The organism is Mesorhizobium sp. M7A.F.Ca.CA.004.12.1.1, assembly GCF_003997835.1.
GTDB lineage: Bacteria > Pseudomonadota > Alphaproteobacteria > Rhizobiales > Rhizobiaceae > Mesorhizobium.
In genome coordinates this window covers 1-3311 of sequence record NZ_RZRK01000685.1, presented here as the reverse complement: position 1 = coordinate 3311, position 3311 = coordinate 1, and the positions used below count along the sequence as shown (strand labels likewise).

The following is a 3311-nucleotide window of genomic DNA, read 5'->3' as shown; positions in this document are numbered from 1 at the left end:
ACACGCTGATGAGGGAGCTCGAAGTGTCGCTGGACCAGCCCCGTTCGGGCGGCCCGGTGGGCAAGCCGGCGGCGCCGCAGTCGCTCGACGACGAGATGACCAAGCTTCTCGGCGAACTCTCCAGTCAGAAGAGATGAGCGGCGGCCGGGTCGCTATCCCGCGAAACATCGTCGCCGGTCCGCTGCCGAACCACCTCGTCCAAGCGCCAAATATCAAGGGTTTGCGGCCTTCGCGCGCCTCAGAGCGGTGGATGCCGCACCAATAGAAATGGCCGGAAAACCGGCCATTTTCAGGATCGAGTTCGTTCGGGACAGCCGGCCGTGCGCCGCCGGCCTTGACCTTCAGTCGTCGCGATAGACTTTTTCGCGGCGCTCATGCCGCTCCTGCGCTTCGATCGACAATGTCGCGATCGGACGCGCATCGAGCCGCTTCAGCGCGATCGGCTCGCCGGTCTCTTCGCAATAGCCGTAAGTGCCTTCGTCGATGCGCTGCAGGGCGGAGTCGATCTTTGCAATGAGCTTGCGCTGACGGTCACGGGCCCTGAGTTCGATGGCACGGTCGGTTTCCGAAGAGGCGCGGTCGGCCAGATCGGGGTGGTTGGCGTTTTCTTGCTGCAGGATTTCCAGTGTTTCGCGCGCTTCGCGCAATATGTCATTCTTCCAGGTGACGAGCTTTGAGCGGAAGTAGGATTTCTGCCGCTCGTTCATGAACGGCTCGTCTTCGGAGGGTACGTAATCGGCGGTAACGATGTCGTTCATTCGACTCACCCAAACTGCCCCAAATTTGGCGCCTATATATTCGTCGTCCGACGCCTGCACAAGCGCAATCGGCCGCTGTTTCACGCAATTGTTAAAGTATCCCGCCACGGGTCTTTGCAGCCGCGTACGGTCGCTTTGGTACAAACTCCGCCGAGACACTTTGGATCCGGTGGCACATGCTTTCCGAGATCGGCCGTGATCCCGGGGCGATACGCAAGCGCCTTTGCAGCAAGCAGCATTGGGTGATTCGCTGTGTTTGAAGAGCACGGGCATTGTGCGCAACGCCGTTCTCGTGGCTAATCCCGGGAGGCTTCGGCATTCGGAGGTTGGGTGAGCAGGCTTTATCTGTTGCGACATGCAAAGGCTGGCTGGGCACTGCCCGGCATGCGGGATTTCGATCGCCCGCTCGACGCGTCCGGCCGTTCCGATGCCGAAATGATGGGCGCCGCCATGCGCTCCCGCCTCTATGTTCCGGACCGCACACTCTGCTCCAATGCCAAACGCGCCAAGGAGACGCTGGAAGGCCTGGCCGGCCAGACCGACACCGGCCGGGTCTTGTTCTTCGACGCGCTCTACAGCGCGGACGCGGCCGGTTACCTCCACCTTATCCGCGACAATGGCGGATCGGGCTCATTGCTGGTCATTGGCCACAACCCGATGATGGAAGACCTCACCATGGCAGTTTCGGGCGACGGCGACGAAACCGCGCGGGCCACGCTGAACCACGGGTTTCCGACCGCAGGCCTGGCGGTCGTCCGCTTCGACGGCGATCTTGCCAGCGCCGCTCAAGGCGCCGGCTATCTCGAAGCGTTCCTGACGCCGGCCGATCTCTGAAGCCATTTCAAAGCCTGGTTGTAGAGCCTATATCGGGCGGACCGAAGTCCGAGAGAGCATATTTTGGCATCATCGCTGACCACCTTCACCGACGAGGCGAGGATTGCCCTCGACACGCTGTCAGGCCGCGCCACCGGGCTTTTTTGCCCATCGCTGCGCCTCGGCGTGACCGGATTGTCCCGCGCCGGCAAAACAGTGTTCATATCGGCCCTAGTCCACAATTTGATCCATGGCGGGCGCCTGCCGCTGTTCGAAGCGCAGAAATCGGGTCGCATCGCCCGCGCCTTCCTCGAGCAGCAGCCCGACGACGCGGTGCCGCGTTTCCAGTACGAGGACCACATTGCCGCCCTGCTCAACGACCGCGCCTGGCCCGATTCGACGCGCGCCATTTCGGAACTGCGGCTGACCATCGAATATGAATCGGCCTCCGGCTGGAGCCGCATGTTTTCCTCGGGCAGACTGTCGGTCGATATTGTCGACTATCCCGGCGAATGGCTGCTCGATCTGCCGCTGCTCGGCAAGTCCTTCGCCGATTTTTCGCAGGAAGCCTTCGAAATGGCCGTTCTGCCGGTGCGCGAGGACCTGTCGCAGAGCTGGCGGGCGTTGTCGGCCGGGATCGATCCGAACGCCGATGCCGACGAGATGACGGCGCGCCGGCTAGCCGAGAACTTCGCCGCCTATCTGAAGGCCTGCAAGCTCGACGAGCGGGCGCTTTCGACCTTGCCGCCCGGCCGCTTCCTGATGCCTGGCGATCTCGAAGGCTCGCCGGCACTGACCTTCGCGCCCCTGGCCGGGATCGGCGACAGGCGTCCGCGCCCGGGGTCGCTGCACGCCATGATGGACAGGCGCTATGAGGCCTACAAGACGCATGTCGTCAAACCCTTCTTTCGCGAACACATCACCCGCCTCGATCGCCAGATCGTGCTGATCGACGCCATGCAGGCGCTGAACGCCGGCCCCGGCGCCATGGCCGACCTGGAACGCGCGGTGACCGAGATCCTCAGCTGTTTCCGACCTGGCCGGGGCAGCTTCCTCACCGATCTGTTTTCGCGGCGCATCGACCGCATCCTGGTTGCCGCGACCAAGGCCGACCATCTGCACCACGAAAGCCATGACCGCCTGCAGGCGATCGTGCGGCGGCTTGCCGACCGAGCCGTGGCACGGGCGAATTTCACCGGCGCCGATGTCGACGTGGTCGCCATGGCGGCGGTGCGCGCGACGCGCGAAGGCACCGTCAAGCAAGGCCGGGAGACGTTGCCAGTCATTATCGGCACGCCGATCGCCGGCGAGAGGATCAACGGTGAAACTTTCGATGGAAAAACTGAAACAGCCATATTTCCTGGTGACTTACCGGAGAAAATTGATGCAGTTTTTGATCTTTCGGGAGCCGATCACAAGCAGGATGCCGCGGACCCTGCAATCCGCTTCGTCCGTTTCCGTCCGCCAAAGCTAGAACGAACGGCTGAAGGTATCACCCTGTCGCTGCCGCATATCAGGCTCGACCGTGCCTTGCAGTTCCTGATCGGAGATCATCTGGCATGACCGCGCCCCGCAAGCCGGCAGCGTTCCGGATCGAACCGGAAACCCCACCGAGACAAACGGCCCCTGAGCCGCGCCCCCAGGCCGATGCCCAGCGCAAACCGCGCGCGATGAAGACCGATGTCGCGATGGTCCTCCCGGCGGAAGTCGATGTCTTCGACGAGCCCGACATCATTGCCG

3 protein-coding genes and 1 pseudogene are annotated in these 3311 nt (G+C 63.0%); 3 read left to right on the top strand and 1 reads right to left on the bottom strand.

Annotated features, from left to right (window positions below; all coding sequences use genetic code 11):
• Positions 1 to 341: 341 nt before the first annotated feature.
• Complete coding sequence (dksA, locus tag EN984_RS27660; protein ID WP_013531862.1) at positions 342 to 758, bottom strand: RNA polymerase-binding protein DksA; 417 nt, start codon at positions 756 to 758, stop codon at positions 342 to 344.
• Positions 759 to 1088: 330 nt separating this feature from the next.
• On the opposite strand from dksA, the gene EN984_RS27655 reads away from it, so the two are divergent.
• From EN984_RS27655 to EN984_RS27645, 3 genes and pseudogenes are all read left to right on the top strand, one after another.
• Positions 1089 to 1592, top strand: a complete 504-nt coding sequence (locus EN984_RS27655) for a histidine phosphatase family protein (RefSeq protein WP_127270625.1) — start codon at positions 1089 to 1091, stop codon at positions 1590 to 1592.
• Positions 1593 to 1655: 63 nt separating this feature from the next.
• Positions 1656 to 3134: a YcjX family protein gene (locus tag EN984_RS27650; RefSeq protein ID WP_127270623.1), complete on the top strand. Its 1479-nt coding sequence runs from the start codon at positions 1656 to 1658 to the stop codon at positions 3132 to 3134.
• Positions 3131 to 3311, top strand: a pseudogene (locus EN984_RS27645) (TIGR01620 family protein); the annotation flags it as partial. The gene EN984_RS27650 and the pseudogene EN984_RS27645, both read left to right, overlap by 4 nt.